The organism is Natrialba hulunbeirensis JCM 10989, assembly GCF_000337575.1.
Lineage (GTDB): Archaea > Halobacteriota > Halobacteria > Halobacteriales > Natrialbaceae > Natrialba > Natrialba hulunbeirensis.
The window spans coordinates 1-14,300 of the sequence record NZ_AOIM01000025.1 but is presented as its reverse complement, the minus strand read 5'-3'; the positions used below and the strand labels follow the sequence as shown (position 1 = coordinate 14,300).

General features: G+C 62.3%; 11 protein-coding genes and 2 pseudogenes. 8 read left to right on the top strand and 5 right to left on the bottom strand.

Annotated elements, in window-relative coordinates:
• Positions 1–5: 5 nt before the first annotated feature.
• The gene (locus tag C483_RS08665; RefSeq protein ID WP_006652978.1) at positions 6–1,250 is read right to left on the bottom strand and encodes a TIGR04053 family radical SAM/SPASM domain-containing protein; all 1,245 of its coding nucleotides are present in this window, start codon (positions 1,248–1,250) and stop codon (positions 6–8) included.
• A 131-nt stretch (positions 1,251–1,381) separates the two neighbouring features.
• On the opposite strand from C483_RS08665, the gene C483_RS08660 reads away from it, so the two are divergent.
• Entirely contained in the window at positions 1,382–1,711 is a 330-nt protein-coding gene (locus tag C483_RS08660; RefSeq protein WP_006652977.1) for an Htur_1727 family rSAM-partnered candidate RiPP, read from the top strand.
• Positions 1,708–2,916 (top strand): TIGR04347 family pseudo-SAM/SPASM protein, encoded by a 1,209-nt coding sequence (locus C483_RS08655; RefSeq protein WP_006652976.1) that lies wholly within the window; start codon positions 1,708–1,710, stop codon positions 2,914–2,916. The genes C483_RS08660 and C483_RS08655 overlap by 4 nt, the downstream gene beginning before the upstream one ends.
• Before the next feature lie 244 nt (positions 2,917–3,160).
• On the opposite strand, the gene C483_RS20420 is transcribed toward C483_RS08655, so the two are convergent.
• Together C483_RS20420 and C483_RS08650 are read right to left on the bottom strand one after the other, a co-directional pair.
• Complete coding sequence (locus C483_RS20420) at positions 3,161–3,331, bottom strand: hypothetical protein (protein WP_006652975.1); 171 nt, start codon at positions 3,329–3,331, stop codon at positions 3,161–3,163.
• A 33-nt stretch (positions 3,332–3,364) separates the two neighbouring features.
• Positions 3,365–3,762, bottom strand: a pseudogene (locus C483_RS08650) (type II toxin-antitoxin system death-on-curing family toxin).
• Between the two features lie 152 nt (positions 3,763–3,914).
• On the opposite strand from C483_RS08650, the gene C483_RS08645 reads away from it, so the two are divergent.
• The 6 genes from C483_RS08645 to mobB all read left to right on the top strand — a co-directional run bounded on the left by C483_RS08645 (position 3,915) and on the right by mobB (position 12,190).
• Positions 3,915–5,246 (top strand): P-loop NTPase, encoded by a 1,332-nt coding sequence (locus C483_RS08645; RefSeq protein WP_006652973.1) that lies wholly within the window; start codon positions 3,915–3,917, stop codon positions 5,244–5,246.
• A 278-nt stretch (positions 5,247–5,524) separates the two neighbouring features.
• Entirely contained in the window at positions 5,525–9,085 is a 3,561-nt protein-coding gene (locus tag C483_RS08640; RefSeq protein WP_006652972.1) for a molybdopterin-dependent oxidoreductase, read from the top strand.
• Positions 9,086–9,120: 35 nt separating this feature from the next.
• Positions 9,121–10,329: a 4Fe-4S dicluster domain-containing protein gene (locus tag C483_RS08635; protein WP_006652971.1), complete on the top strand. Its 1,209-nt coding sequence runs from the start codon at positions 9,121–9,123 to the stop codon at positions 10,327–10,329.
• 9 nt (positions 10,330–10,338) lie between these two features.
• Positions 10,339–11,304, top strand: a complete 966-nt coding sequence (locus tag C483_RS08630; protein ID WP_006652970.1) for a TorD/DmsD family molecular chaperone — start codon at positions 10,339–10,341, stop codon at positions 11,302–11,304.
• 102 nt (positions 11,305–11,406) lie between these two features.
• Entirely contained in the window at positions 11,407–11,652 is a 246-nt protein-coding gene (locus tag C483_RS08625) for a DUF2061 domain-containing protein (protein WP_006652969.1), read from the top strand.
• Between the two features lie 70 nt (positions 11,653–11,722).
• Entirely contained in the window at positions 11,723–12,190 is a 468-nt protein-coding gene (gene mobB, locus C483_RS08620) for a molybdopterin-guanine dinucleotide biosynthesis protein B (protein ID WP_006652968.1), read from the top strand.
• Between the two features lie 13 nt (positions 12,191–12,203).
• Here mobB and C483_RS08615 read toward each other — a convergent pair whose 3' ends face one another.
• Complete coding sequence (locus tag C483_RS08615) at positions 12,204–12,878, bottom strand: helix-turn-helix domain-containing protein (RefSeq protein ID WP_006652967.1); 675 nt, start codon at positions 12,876–12,878, stop codon at positions 12,204–12,206.
• A 256-nt stretch (positions 12,879–13,134) separates the two neighbouring features.
• Positions 13,135–14,300 (bottom strand): annotated as a pseudogene (locus C483_RS08610) (S8 family serine peptidase); the annotation flags it as partial.

Sequence of the window (14,300 nt, the reverse complement as noted above, 5' to 3'; positions counted from 1 at the left end):
GGAAGCTACGATAACGGCGTCGGAATCGCGTCGGGGTCGTCCCACGGCAACTCGCCGTCGTAGTCTGCAGGCACGTACGGACAGAGCGGGTCACTCGCCAGTGGATCACCAGAATGAGCGTACGCGCGCGAGCGACTACCACCGCAGACAGCCCGGTAGGGACACGAACCACACTTGCCCGAGAGTTGATCACGATCACGAAGCGAGGTGAACAGATCCGAGTCCCGGTACAGTTCCGTAAGCGATCGATCGCGGACTGAGCCCGCCGATTTCGGTAGGAACCCAGAGGGGTACACCTCACCAGTGTGGCTCACGAACGCAAAGCCGTCACCCGCGACGATGCCGCCGCGGCGCTGGAGACCTGTTGCCGGGTTAGTACCCTCTATGTCCGCTTTCGTATCCGTATCCGTATCCGAATCTGAATCCGTGTCCTGATCTGCCGCCGTATCCACGCCACTACCACGAGACTCGCGAGGCCCGTGAGACCCGTGAGACCCACGAGATTGCAAACAAACCCGCCGGTACTGCGGCGCTTCAGTCGTCTTCACACCAAACGGCTCCGACTCACTCACCTCCTGGAGCCACGACATCACTTCGTCCGCCCGCGTCGGTGAGAGAGACTCGAGTACCCGGCCGCGGCCGACGGGAACCAGAAAGAACACGCTCCACATGACAACGCCGATATCGCGGAGCAGGGATCGGATAGCCGGCAGTTCGTCGGCGGTAGCCTGGCAGACGGTCGTGTTGACCTGTACGGGGACGCCGGCTGCGCGTGCGTCCTCGATGGCACGAATCGTCGCCTCGAAGCTGCCGGATTCGCCGCGAAACGAGTCGTGGGTCTGGGCCGAGGCACCGTCGAGACTGACCGCCATACGCCGGAGGCCCGCATCGGCCAGGGTATCGATTCGCTGGCGGGTGAGCGATTGCGTCCCGCTCGGCGTCATCGTCATCCGGAGGCCGAGGTCGGTGCCGTGGGCGACCAGTTCGTCGACGTCGTCACGAACCAGCGGGTCACCGCCGGAGAGAACGACAAGCTGGCCGTCCCCGAACTCACGAGCGGACTCGAGTAGGGCTTTCCCCTCGGCGGTCGTCAGTTCGTCGTGGTGGCGCGCAGGCTGGGCATCGGCGCGGCAGTGGTCACAGGCGAGCGCGCAGGCCTGCGTGAGCTCCCAGATGAGAACCAGCGGCCGACGTGTAGTGTCGAGCGATCGATCCGTCGGAGATGGCGGCGAAGCGTGCGAAGGCGACATCGAACAGTCGGCCCGAAAACCCGGATCAGCCAAAGCATCCGAGGCTGTTCTCAGCGACCGGGAACACCCCCGAATGTGTTCGTGGTGAACGATATATCCCAGTCGTCCAAACCGTTCGGAAACGATACCCAATGGTCGAAAAAGCACGCCGCAAACCCGTCGACAGCGAGGGCCGGGAGACACCCGTTCCGCAGTGGGAAGTGTTCGTTCGTGACGACCAGGACGAGCCGCTCCGACACGTCGGCAGCGTTGCAGCCACCGACGCCGACGATGCCGTCGACCACGCTGCGCGTCTCTTTGGCTGGTATGCCGAGGATCTCTGGGTGTGTCCCGCGACAGCCGTCGCACGGCGCTCGACACGGCCGCTGTCGGCGGACCACCCAGACGAGGACGACACAGACGCCGCTGAACCCCGCGTCTACGAGGAAACCGAGGGCACACCGCAGGTGACCGACCCGTGATCTCGCTCAGCAAGCTCCTCTGTAATCGTTCCGCCGCTGGCGACGGCCTGCGCTACGACGACGCCGGGGACTCGAGTGCCCCCCAGATTACGACGAGTGCCCAGCGCCGTCCGGTCGTCGTCTGGAACGTCACGCGTCGGTGTAATCTGTACTGTTCGCACTGCTATGCGGCCGCCGAGACCGAGCCGGCACCGGGCGAGTTTACCACGGGCGAGGGGAAGGCGTTCCTCGAGCAGTTGGCGGCGTACGACGTGCCGGTCGTGCTCTTCTCCGGAGGTGAGCCACTCGTTCGAGAGGATCTGACCGAACTCGTGCAGTACGCATCCGAGATCGGACTCCGACCCGTGCTTTCGACGAACGGGACACTGCTCACTCGCAAGCGGGCGGCCGAACTTCGCGACGCCGGACTCCAGTATGCTGGCATCTCAGTGGATGGCCTGCCGGAGCGAAACGACGACTTTCGCGGACAGGAGGGCGCGTTCGACGCGGCGGTTCGCGGCATCGAAGCCTGCCTGGACGTGGGGCTGAAGACCGGCCTCAGGTACACGATCACGGAGCGAAACGCCGCCGATCTCGAGGGTGTCGTCGACCTGCTCACCGACGTTGGCGTCGACCGATTTTGTTTCTACCACCTCGATTACGGTGGTCGCGGTGCGGAGATTGCCGACGTTGACCTGACGCCACAGGCAAAACGCAACGCGGTGGAGCGACTCTGTGACCTGACGCTGTCGTATCACGATCAGGGCGAGGAAATCGAGACGTTACTCGTCGGTAACTACGCTGATGCGGCGTTTCTCGTCGAGTACGTACGCGAACGATTCGGCGAGGAGCGAGCGAGACGAATCTACGAGTATCTCGCGCGAAACGGTGGTGATCCGACGGGCGAACGGATCGCGGACGTCGATTACGAGGGGAACGTACATCTGACCCAGTTCTGGCAGGGGTACAGCCTCGGAAACGTTCGGGACCGACCGTTCGGCGAGATCTGGGAGGACGAGACGAATCCGCTCCTGATGGCGCTCCGAAATCGGACGGACCGGCTAACGGGACGGTGTGCGGATTGCCAGTACCAGTCGATCTGTCGCGGTGCCTCCCGGTTGCGCGCGCTGGCGACGACGGACGACCTTTTCGCGCCCGACCCGCAGTGTTATCTCACGGCTGAGGAACGCACTGGTGGGACAGGTGGCGTTGAGCTGGCGGAGTAGAACCGCCGACAGAGGATACTTCCTGTGGTGAGCGAGATGTAGTGGAAAGTCTGTACTATAGTAACAACTGAAACGGTTTACACACTGATCGCCGATCAGTCTGGCGATCAGGTGTGCACTGACTTTCAGTGGCTACTATAGGAAAAGTGACCGTCTAACTCAATTCGAGAAACTCCAGAGGACACCTGTTCGGGATTGGTACAAAGGTCGTTGCCTGTGCGCACGAGATTCGTGTGGCAGAGAGTCACTCGTCCTCAAGCGCGGCATAAATATCGGCGTGGCGACGACCGTCGAGCGTTCCCATCTCGAGTGCAATCCGGTGGCGTTCCTCGTCGCTCTCGGCAGACTGATATCGTTCATACAGTCGTCGAACTTCGTCGTCAGTCGACGCCGAAGAATTGGTACTGGACGCCATGTCTGTGTTTCGTGTATGCATCGTGTCCCTTTATCAGTTGTGCCGAGCGCATGCTCGAAAGTAGATGACTGCTGTTTCGGTATCGACCGCCGCTTCGTCAATTGCGAACCGACGTAACAATGCGCGTATCTCGTCGCCGTATTCGAACGTATATCCGTTCATCATATAAAAGACAACAACCGTTCGAAGCGCAGTTCGCTTGTTCCATCGACGAAAGGATAATTTGCAACAAGAAATCGCATCAACTGCACAGCTTTTTCGTGAATTGTACTCGGTACTTCGCCAAAGAACCCGTCAGAAACGTACCGAACGGCGGACTCAATGTCATCCTCTGATCGAACACCTGATTCTGTGTTGTCTCCCTTTTCAACGATTTGCTGGTGAAGGTCAAGAATGAGTTCGACAGACGGATAGACAACATCGTTACTCACTGGTGTGTCCCTCGTGTTGTCCGATAGTTGTCGCGAGTAATTACGTTATCTGAATTGTAGTATCAACACTAGAAGGTGCTTCCAGCTATACCGTTCCCAAACCGCGAGAACAGCCCTCAGATGAAAAGAACACGCGGTTCGAAGCACTCGCTATGGGTTACGAGACGCCAGCGACAGACGACGAGATCAAAACCGCGGTGATCGACCGAACGCGAGAGGTCGCGATCGCAGACGGCGACCCGGTCAGCGAGCAACTACTCGAGGACGTCTGCGTCGAGGACGGCGTCGTCACGTTCACCGTCGCCTTCGAGCGACTGAACCGAACGCTGAGCGAACGCCTCACCGAACAGCTTCGCGGTGCCGGCCTCGCGACGACCGGCGTCGAACACGTCCGCGTCGAGGCGGCAGACGCGGACGCCCCCGAGAGCGGGCTGCCGGTTACCGGCGTTGGCTCGCTGATCGCCGTCGGGAGCGCGAAAGGCGGCGTCGGAAAGACGACCGTCACTGCCGCGCTCGCGCGGGCGCTCGACGAATCCGGGCTCGACGTCGCGGTGTTCGACGCGAACGTCTACGCACCCGACGTACCGGATCTGCTCGGTGCAGCGGGACCGGTACAGACGACGCCGACCGGTCGGCCGGAACCCGTCGTCGCAGACGGCATCGAGGTCGTGAGCATGGAATTGATCGCCGACGACGGGCCGGTCGCCTGGCGCGGCGCAATGGTCCACGACGTGCTCAAGGATCTGCTCGGAAACGCACCCTGGAGCGACCGCGACGTGCTGCTCGTCGACCTGCCGCCGGGGATCGGCGACGCCGTCTACACAATCGTCCAGCAGGCACCACTCGACGGCGCACTGCTCGTCAGCACGCCGACTGACGCGGGCGCACGAGCAACGGAGCGGACGGGTGCCCTGTTCACGGCGAACGACGTGGACACGATCGGCGTCGTCCCGAACATGGTCGCGCCTGAGGACACCGACAACGGTAGCGATAGCGATGGAGATAGCGAAGTCGCAGGACCGTTCGACGCAACCGGCGACGACCTCCCCGACGAGATCCAGGAGGATGCAAGCGAGACGATCGATCCGATCCCGTTCGACCCGGCGCTTCGCGACCCGACAACGAGTTCGTTCGCCAATCCATCGACACCCGGTGAGGCGGCTATCGCGAAACTCGCGGACGCCGTCGCCGCGTTCGCCGCCGGTGACGACGGACCACAGGTACCAGACGACGCCGTCGATCTACGCGGGCTACCGGCTGAAACCGCCGCACAGCAGACACTCACTGAACTCGCTCTCCGCGACGAGTTCGGTGTTCTCCTGCGCCACGACCCCGACGAGTTGATCACCACCCTCGAGGACTCCCTCGGCAGCGCAACGCCGACACTCACGCGTGCGAACGTGGTAGACCTCGAGCGCGACGGCTGGCTCGTCGAACTCCAGTTCGATCACGATTCGACTGCAGTCTCGGAGTCCCCGGCGTAGAGACGAGCCGGGACGCAATCGATCTTCTTTCGCCGTCGACGCCTGCATCGCAGGCGTCTCGCACCCTCATTTAAACACCCGCAGTATCACGGGATTTGTGCTCGATATCCCCGAGCGGTGAGAACAGAGACCTCGGATTAAGCGGGTAACGGACCACGTTCAACCCGTATGGAACACGGACGACCGATACTCGGGCAGGAATCAAGCTGTCCGACACGAACTGCGGTCGTATCGCACGCTGGGGCCCAATGCGTCGTTACGGGAGGTGAGGTGGGACGATGAGTGATGCTGGCGCTGACGCTGAGGCCGACGCCGACGCTGACGCCGACTCCGATCTCTCACTCACTCGGCGTGAACTCGGCGCTGCAGCCGCTGGCGTCGCCGGTGCGTCCGGGCTCGGCCTGCTCGGTTACCGCCGCCTGACCCGCGGCGGTGAGGCCGAAGCGGCCGACGAGACGATGAACCCACTCGAGGAGTATCCGAATCAGGAGTGGGAAGCACACTACCGCGACGTGTGGGAGCCGGACGACTCCTACATGCTCACGTGTACGCCGAACGACACACACAACTGTTATCTCGAAGCCTCGGTCAAAAACGGCCAGATCACGCGTCTCGGCCCGAGCATGAACTACGGTGAGGCGACTGATCTGGACGGGAATCAGGCCACTCAGCGCTGGGATCCCCGCGTCTGTAACAAGGGGCTCGCGATGATCGAGCGGTTCTACAGCGAGCGACGGGTAAAAGACCCGATGGTCCGCGAGGGGTTCATGGAGTGGGTCGAGGACGGCTTCCCGCGGGATCCCGACGGCTCGATGCCAGCGGAGTACGCGAACCGCGGGGAAGACGAGTTCATCACGGTTGAGCACGAGGAGGCCTACGAGCTGGCGGCGCGGACGTTCGTCGAACTCGCCGACTACTACAGCGGTGAGTCGGGCATGCAGGCCCTGCTGGACCAGGACTACGACGAACGCGTCGTCGAGCAGACGCAGGGTGCCGGTGTCCGGTCGATGAAGTTCCGCGGCGGCATGCCGCTGCTCGGCGTCATCAAGCTCTGGGGCCAGTACCGGAACGCGAACTCGATGGCGTTGCTCGACAACTACGTCCGCGATGTCGGCGAAGACGACGCCCTCGGCGCGGTCGGGTTGGACAACTACTCGTTCCACACTGACCTGCCGCCGGGCCACACGATGGTCACCGGCCAGCAGACCGTCGACTTCGATCTGGCGAGCGTCGAGTACGCAGACCACGTCGTACTCGCGGGGATCAACTACCTGACGACGAAGATGGCCGACTGCCACTGGCTGACCGAAGCCCGTCTCAAGGGGACGAAGGTCACGGGTATCTTCACCGACTACAACGCGACGGCCTCGAAGTGTGACGAACTGATTACCGTCCGCCCCGCAACCGACTCCGCGCTGTTCCTCGGTGCCGCACGCGTCCTCATCGAGGAAGAGCTGTACGACGAGGAATTCGTCCGCCAGTACACCGACCTGCCGCTGCTCGTGCGGATGGACACCAACGAGATGCTGCGCGCGAGCGACGTCTTCGACGACTACGAACTCGCCGAACTCGAGAAGACCCAGACGGTCGCGGACGAATCGGCGCGGCCGGCGGCGGACGTCACCATCGACGAGCAGATCATCACCGACGACCTGCGCGGCGAGTGGGGCGACTTCGTCGTCCGCAACGAGGACACCGACGAGTTCGAGCCGGTCACACGGGATGACATCGGCGAGGACTTCCAGACGCCCGCCGCACTCGAGGGAACCTTCGAGGTCGAACTCGCGGACGGTGAGACCGTCGCAGTCCGTCCCGTCTTCGACCTGATCAGCGAGCACCTCATCGAGACGTACGATCTCGAGTCGGCGGCCGACGTGGTCGGAACGGACCCGCAGGCAGTCGAGAATCTCGCCCACGACTTCGCCGACAACCAGGAGAATACCCTGGTCCTGACCGGAATGGGGCCAAACCACTACACCAACGCGGATCAGAAGGACCGCGCGGTCTTCCTGCTCGCGTCGCTGACCCGGAACGTCGGCCACAAGAGCGGGAACGTCGGCAGCTACTCCGGAAACTACCGGTCGGCGTACTTCAACGGCCTCAGCCAGTACGCCAACGAGGATCCGTTCGACATCGAACTGGATCCCGACGAGCCGGCGACGGTTGCAAAACACTACGACGAGCAGTCGGCGCACTTCTACACGAATCTCGACAAGCCGCTCGAGGTCGACGGCGAGTACTTCCAGGGCGACTCGCACATGCACACTCCGACGAAGTCGCTCTGGGTCTCGGGATCGAACTCGATCCTCGGGAACGCGAAGGGTGCGTACAAGATCATCGAGCAGATGCTCCGTAACGGGAAGATCGAGGCGTTCTTCACCAACGAGTGGTGGTGGACGATGACTTGTGAGTACTCGGACATCGTCTTCCCGGTCGACTCGTGGGCCGAACACCACGTCAACGACATCACCGCCTCGGTGACGAACCCCTTCATCACGACGATGCCCGAGACGGAAATCGACCGGATCTACAACACCAGAAACGACGCCCAGCACTACCAGGGCGTCGCGACAGCCCTCGCAGAGATCACCGGCGACGACCGCTTCGACGACTACTGGGAGTTCATCGACGAAGACGAGTATCAGGCAAAGCCGTACCTGCAGCGGATCATCGACCACTCGAACACCGTCACCGGCTACGATATCGAGGACCTACTCGAGGACGCCGAACAGGGGACGCCGGCGATCATCATGACCCGGACGTACCCCAAGCAGGTCGGCACCGAGCAGATGCAGGACGACGATCCGTGGTACACGAAGACGGGTCGACTCGAGTTCTTCCGTGAAGAAGAGGAGTTCGCAGCAGCCGGGGAAAACATCCCGCTGCACCGTGAGCCGATGGATGCGACGCCGTACGAGCCGAACGTCATCGTCGACGACAGCGACAGTCCGGTGATTACACCGGAGACGCCAGCAGACCGCGGCTGGGACAGCGAGGAGAAGGTCGCGGACACGAACGACCGACAGGTTCGGAACGTGGTCCACTCGCCGGACGAACTGGTCAACAGCGCGCATCCGTTGACCGACCTCGACGAGGGCTACGACTACGTCTACATGACGCCGAAGTATCGCCACGGGACCCACACCTTCGCGAACGCCTTGCCGAACATCGCGGTCTGGTGGGGGAACTACGGTGACATGCACCGCGAGGACGAGCGGATGCCGTTCTTCGGGGAGGGCTACATCGAGATGAATCCAGAGGACGCCCGCGAAGAGGGGCTGTCCGATGGCGACTATGTCTGGGTCGACGCCGACCCGTCAGACCGGCCGTACGAAGGCTGGGACGCGGACGACGAAGACGACGAGTACGCCCGTGCGATGATGCGGATTCGGTACCAGCCGAGCCTGCCACAGGGCGTGACCCGCAGCTGGATGAACGTCAACCAGACCTCGCACAAGACCTACGAGGCCCAGGAGGAGCGCGAGGACGGCATGGCCAAAGCCGAAGACACCAACTACGTGTCGCTGTACCGCAGCGGCGGTCATCAGTCGACAACGACGACGTGGCTCCGCCGGACGTGGCTGACGGACTCGATGCCGCGAAAGGACCTCAGTGGACAGAATCTGGACGTCGGCTTCGAGCCGGACGTCCACGCAGCAAACGGCGCACCCAAGGAGGCGTTCGTGCGGATCGAGAAGGCAGAAGACGGCGGCGTGAACGAAGACGGTGAACCCGACGGCGAGTGGGAGCCCGTCGATCGTGGCATTCGACCGACGAACGAGGACGAGACGATGGAAGAGTACCTGAGCGGCGGCTTCGTGCAGACCTCGGACGACTGACGACGGCAATACAACAACAAAATCTGGTGATCACAATGGCAGAAGTCTACAATTGGCAGATCGGACGCGAGATGGACTACCCCTACGCGGAGGCGCGGCCCGAGAAACAGTGGGGGGCAGTGTTCGACATCAACAAGTGTATCGCATGCCAGACATGTACGCTATCGTGTAAGACGACCTGGACCCACGGCGAGGGACAGGAGCACATGTTCTGGAACAACGTCGAGACGAAGCCCTACGGCTCTCACCCCATCGAATGGGACAAGGAGATTCTCGACCGCCTCGGCGTGCAGGAGTGGCGCGAAGAGGACGGCGAGTACGTGTACGAGGGAGACACCATCTTCGAGGCGAACGACGTCGACTGGGACGAGATGGCGCCGGACGACGACCCGCAGAACCTCCACGGACAGGACATCGAGGGCTACATCCCAGACAGCGAAGACTGGGCACACCCCAACCTCGGGGAGGACGAGCCGGCCGGTGAGGCCTTCGAGTCCGACACGCACATCTCGGAGGACGAGGAGACCCATCCGATGTGGTTCTTCTACCTCCCCCGCGTCTGCAATCACTGCTCGTTCGCAGGCTGTGCCGGTGGCTGTCCCGTCCAGGCGGTCTACAAGCGCCAGGAAGACGGGATCGTCCTGATCGACGAGGATAGCTGTGAGGCGTTCCAGGAGTGTGTCCGGGCCTGCCCGTACGGAAAATCCGTCTACAATCCCGAGGAAAACGTCTCCCAGAAGTGTGTCGGCTGTTACCCCAAAGTCGAGGAAGGGCTCGTCCCCCAGTGTTTCGAAAACTGCCTCGGAAAGATTCGCCAGCACGGCTGGATCAACCCACCGGACGAGGCCGACTCCTCGAACCCGATCGACTACCTCGTCCACGACGCCGAGGTCGCCCTGCCACTATACCCACAGCTCGGCTTGGAGCCAAACGTCTACTACATCCCGCCGATCAACGTTCCCGACGACTACCTGATCCAGATGTTCGGCCCACGGGTTGCGGACGCAAAGGAAACCTACCAGGCCGCCCGCCGCGGCGACGAGGAGTACCGCAAACTCCGCGGCCTGCTCCACCTGATGGGCTCTACCGAGTGGCGCGTCGAGGAGTTCGAAGTAACTGACGAGGAAGCGATCGGCTACGACGAGGACGGCGAAACGGTCGCCCGCGTTCCGATGGAAGAACCACAGTACGAACGCGAGCGCTTCGACGAGGACACCAACGCCTACCGACTCGACATCACGTGATCGAGAACCATGACGACACCACCAGCACACGACCCATCCGACCTCTCCAGCGGGACCGACGGCAACTCCAAAACCGCACACGAGTCCGTCCATCGCGCCCGCCTCTACAAGCTCCTCTCCCTGGCGTTCGACCGCCCAGGCGAGGCACTCGAGTCGGCACTCGTCTCGGGGACGTTCGACGAGCAGCTACTCGAGTCGGCCGCGGCGCTCGATGGGGACAGTGAGGGAGACGATGACGGGACTGACACAGCGCTCTACGACGCCGCAAGCGCCGTCGTCAATGAGAGTCCAACCACGCAGGCAGCCGTCGACGAGCACTACAGCACGTGGACCTCGCTGTTTGGCTTCGAGACCGGCGGCGACATTCCGCAGTACGAGATCGAGTTCAGTCCGGGAACGCTCGTCACAAGCACGGATACCTTGTCCGACATCGCTGGCTTCTACGATGCGTTCGGGCTCTCGCTCGCCGACGACCGACGCGAACGCGTCGACCATCTCTGCATCGAACTCGAGTTCGTCTCGCAGTTGGCACTCCAGACGGCAGCGCTCGCGAAGAAGGACGACGAGACGGGGCTCGAAATCGTGACCGATGCGCAGGGATCGTTCATCGAGGATCACCTCGGGCGGTGGCTCCCGCGGTATCGGGAGGCGATCGAGGACGTAGACGGGACTGACGAAAAAGACGAGACCGGCGAGGAGACTGACACCGCGTTCTACGACGCACTGGCTGTGCTCGCCTGCCGACTCGTCGAGCGCGATGCAGACCAGTTCGCTGTCGAACCGGACGTCTTCGCGGAGACCCCGGCAGAGCCGTCGCCACTCGAGGGCCTCACCAACAGCGAGGGAGACGTCGACTTCCGGTGTGGGACCTGTGGCTCGGGTTCGGGACCGTCGTCGGCACCAGCAACAGAGCGAGAGGCAGAGCCAGAGCCAGAACCCCAGTTGCCGATGGGGAACCGAGACGGACCGTACTGAAACGCCGGTCCGTCCGTGCGGTCTCTGTCAGACCGTGGCGAAACAGAACAGTATCGACCCGAGACCCGGTGACCAGCAACACATCTGTCCAGTTCCCGTCCAATGCAATCGCTCACGCCATCGATCATCTCACACGGTGCACTGCAGGCGCACTCGCGAACGCTCGTCAAGACGCTCACGTACCGGCTTCTGATGGTGCTGGTGACCATCACGGTCGCCTTTCTCGTCACCGGGAGTGGCTCCGACGCCGTCAACATCGGCATCGCCGCGAATCTCCTGAAAACGGGGACCTACTATGGGTACGAGCGTCTCTGGGCGCACATCTCGTGGGGGCTCGACGACGGATGAGCAGGATGGGGGCCGGTGGTCGAAACAGCGAAATCCGTACACATACGGCAGACGCCGCCCGAGGAGTGTTATGAAGGTACTCGGACTCGTCGGCCACAGCAACTCGGGCAAAACGACGCTCGTCGAGCGCTTACTCCCCGAGTGTTCGACGTACGGCCGCGTCGGGACCGTCAAGTCGATTCACCACGATATCGAGGTCGACACGCCGGGAACAGATACACACCGGCACGCGAGCGCGGGCGCAGAGACAGTCGTCGGCATCACGCCGTCGACGACGTTCGAAATTACGAATCGTGGGAAGCAGACCGACGAAGCAGCTACCGAACTCGACCCACTCCGAGCCACACTCCAGCGGTTACAGGAACGAGGATACGACCTCGTCCTCGTCGAAGGTTTTCGACAGGCTCGCTGCCCAAAACTCGTCGTCGGCGAAACCGTTCCCGACGGAACAGCACCCCGAATCATCGAACAGATCACCGAACCAGAAACTGTCGACGTGACGAGGCTCGCCGAGACGGTCTGCGGCCTCGGCGACTGAACTCGAGTAGCTGCTACTCATCGAGAACCGAATCGAGCAGCGTCCGCTGAGCCGCAGCAAGATGTTCGGTGAACGTTGAGGGGGTAATCTCGAGTGCATCGGCAACCTCCGTCGCGTTCGCTCGCTTCGGGTACTCGAAGTACCCCATTTCGTTTGCCGTCTCGAGTACCTCTCGCTGGCGAGCGGTGAGCGCGGCTCGGTCGACGAACACGAGATCCTGCTTGGAGCGATCGGCTCGGGCCTGGATCAGTCGTTGCACCTGTACGTCGGAGAACCGTTCCTGAAGTTCGGTAACGATGTCTTGCAGTTCGTCGGTACTCGATACGTGAAAGACGAGAACGAGCGCGCCATCCGTCGTCTGTACGTCAGCGATCGGCGCGTTGAACTGCTCGATACACTCGCAGGGACAGCCACAGCCGAGTTCACGACTGAACCGATACACCGTTCGAGAGCCGTCCGAGAAGAGAACACGGAAATTGTCGGACGCTGATTCAAGATCTACAGCGGCTGGCCAGTCGTCTTCGGGGCGTCCGTCGGTAACAAGTTCTTCGGTTACCGTCTCTCCGGTCGTCGGATCGACGCTCTTCGAAATCGAGTGGCTGGTGACACCCTTCTGTGCAGACAGTTGAGCAGCCGGGCAGTCGGCTGGCTCCTCAATCTTGAGCGTTGCTCGAATTCCCGTGCTCATACGTCTCTGAACACGTGTCAACACCGAAGGCGTATCACCTCTATATCGTGGGGCTCTTATTTATCGCGGCTGCGCTGGTCCGTCGATCCCTCGGAAGGCACAGATGGGCGACGAAGACACAGCCAGAGCCATCGTTTCCCAGGTGGCGCAGTAACTCACGCCACGGTATCCGAGCAGACAGTACCCGAGACGATCGTCGACTACAACAAAAAAACGAACGATAGAGATGACGACACCCGAACGGTGGGCACTCGGCCTAACCGAGTAGCCCGATTCCGTTCGCGATACCGCTTTCAAACGGGTTCGCACCGAGCGCTGCTCCCGGTGGTGCGCCATCGAAACCGCCCGGATCTGCCGGGAAGGCGGCCTCTGCAGCGCTCTCAACAGTCACTTCACCGTCGGCCATCTCCTGCAGCGTCGACACCGTGTACTGGTAGGTACCCGGCTCCGTCTCTGCATCTACCTCGTGGGTGAGCGCCACCGTCTCGGATTCGCCACCCTCGAGTTCGATCGATTCCATCGAGTCGATGCCCGCCTCGCGGAGGTCAGCCACAGACTCCGCATCCTCGAGGTCGCTCATCGCGGAGTCCCAGAACAGGAAGACATCCTGCTGGTCCGTTTCGTCGCCGGTGTTCGTAATCGTCGCGTTGACCGTCAGCTCTTCGCCCGCGTCAACGGACTCCGGTGCCTCGTGCTCGGTCACTTCGAAGTACGCGGGTTCCGGCTCGCCAGCCTCCTCGACGGTCGTCTGTGCCGTCGCGGAGTCGTTCTCGGACGAGACTGCATGCTCGTACGTGCCGTCATCCGCCGGAAGTTCGGTGGTGAACTCGAGTACCGTCGACTCGGTTTCGTCGAGCGAGACGGTCTCGTTGGCGACGGTCTCGTCGTCGAACGCGTAGGTGACCGTCTGCGTGCCGGCGTCGTCGCCGGTGTTTTCGAGCGTGGTGGTGACCGACACGGTCTCGTTCGGTTCAGCGTCTGCCGGTGCATCGAGGTCTGCCACGTCGAAGACGGGTTCGCCGTCGTCTTCGTCGCCCTCGATGGTGATAACCGTCGATTCGACCTCGTCGGCCGAGATACCGTGTTCGTACTCGCCAGGTTCGTCGTCGGCTCCGATCTCGTAGGTGAACTCGACCGTCGTCGACTCGCTGCCCTCGAGTGTGACCGTCTCGGACAGGTCGGGCTGGTAGTCGATGACGTCGGTGCCGAAGTCAGTGCCTGGCGGGAAGTAGAACACCATGCGAGTGTCTTCCTGCTCGCCGGTGTTGGTGACTGTCGCATTGACGGTGATTTCCTCGCCCTTCTCGGCGGTGTCAGGTGCTGCGAGGTCGTCGACCTCGAAGTAGGTGCCGAGCGTGAGGTTCGCGGTCGTCGTCTCGCCGGTTTCGACCTCGACGAACTCGATGTTCGAGTCATCGTAGC

Bases quoted from the DNA above. Each gene is read 5' to 3' on its own strand.
- C483_RS08630 (WP_006652970.1), top strand. From the start codon at position 10,339: ATGACGACACCACCAGCACACGACCCATCCGACCTCTCCAGCGGGACC.
- C483_RS20420 (WP_006652975.1), bottom strand. From the start codon at position 3,331: ATGGCGTCCAGTACCAATTCTTCGGCGTCGACTGACGACGAAGTTCGA.
- C483_RS08660 (WP_006652977.1), top strand. From the start codon at position 1,382: ATGGTCGAAAAAGCACGCCGCAAACCCGTCGACAGCGAGGGCCGGGAG.
- C483_RS08665 (WP_006652978.1), bottom strand. From the start codon at position 1,250: ATGTCGCCTTCGCACGCTTCGCCGCCATCTCCGACGGATCGATCGCTC.
- C483_RS08615 (WP_006652967.1), bottom strand. From the start codon at position 12,878: ATGAGCACGGGAATTCGAGCAACGCTCAAGATTGAGGAGCCAGCCGAC.
- C483_RS08625 (WP_006652969.1), top strand. From the start codon at position 11,407: ATGCAATCGCTCACGCCATCGATCATCTCACACGGTGCACTGCAGGCG.
- C483_RS08635 (WP_006652971.1), top strand. From the start codon at position 9,121: ATGGCAGAAGTCTACAATTGGCAGATCGGACGCGAGATGGACTACCCC.
- C483_RS08645 (WP_006652973.1), top strand. From the start codon at position 3,915: ATGGGTTACGAGACGCCAGCGACAGACGACGAGATCAAAACCGCGGTG.
- C483_RS08640 (WP_006652972.1), top strand. From the start codon at position 5,525: ATGAGTGATGCTGGCGCTGACGCTGAGGCCGACGCCGACGCTGACGCC.
- mobB (WP_006652968.1), top strand. From the start codon at position 11,723: ATGAAGGTACTCGGACTCGTCGGCCACAGCAACTCGGGCAAAACGACG.